Genomic DNA, 561 nt, shown 5'->3' with positions numbered 1-561 from the left:
GGTCTGGCCTGGTGCGGGGACGGCCGATGCGGCGGCGCAGCCGGAAGGTGGCCATCACCGACTCGAAGGCGGTGCAGTCGTTGACGTTGCCGCCGGTCAGATACACCGTGAGCGGCAGGCCGCGGGCTTCGCTGATCAGGTGGAGCTTGGTGGTCAGCCCGCCTCGGGATCGTCCGAGCGCCTGCCGGTTTTGCGATTGCTTCGTATCGATCGTCCCGCCGTCGTCCCCCTTTTTCGGGCACCGGCGGCGTGCTGGTGGGCGCGGGCGATGGTCGAGTCGATGCTGACGGTCAGCTCGACCGTGCCGATCGAGTCGTCCTTGACCTGCAGGTCCTCCAGCAGGCGGGCCCAGGTCCCGTCTTCTTCCCAGCGTTTGAACCGCTCGTAGCAGGTCTGCCAGGGGCCGTAACGCTCAGGGATGTCCCGCCAGGGCGCCCCGGTCCGCAACCGCCACAAGATCCCGTTGATGACCTGGCGGTGATCACGCCAGGGCCGTCCCCTGCCATCCGCCACGGGCAGCAGGGGCTCGATCCGTTGCCAGGCCTTGTCGGTCAGCTCGCC

At 68.8% G+C, this 561-nt stretch carries 1 pseudogene; it reads right to left on the bottom strand.

Going from position 1 to position 561, the window contains the following annotated elements:
* Positions 1 to 561: pseudogene (locus ACFSKW_RS54745) on the bottom strand (IS5 family transposase); the annotation flags it as partial.

The sequence above is a fragment of the Nonomuraea mangrovi genome, from assembly GCF_042681425.1.
GTDB classification, from domain to species: Bacteria; Actinomycetota; Actinomycetes; order Streptosporangiales; family Streptosporangiaceae; genus Nonomuraea; species Nonomuraea mangrovi.
The sequence above is the reverse complement of the archived record's forward strand: the minus strand, read 5'-3'. Positions and strand labels throughout refer to the sequence as shown.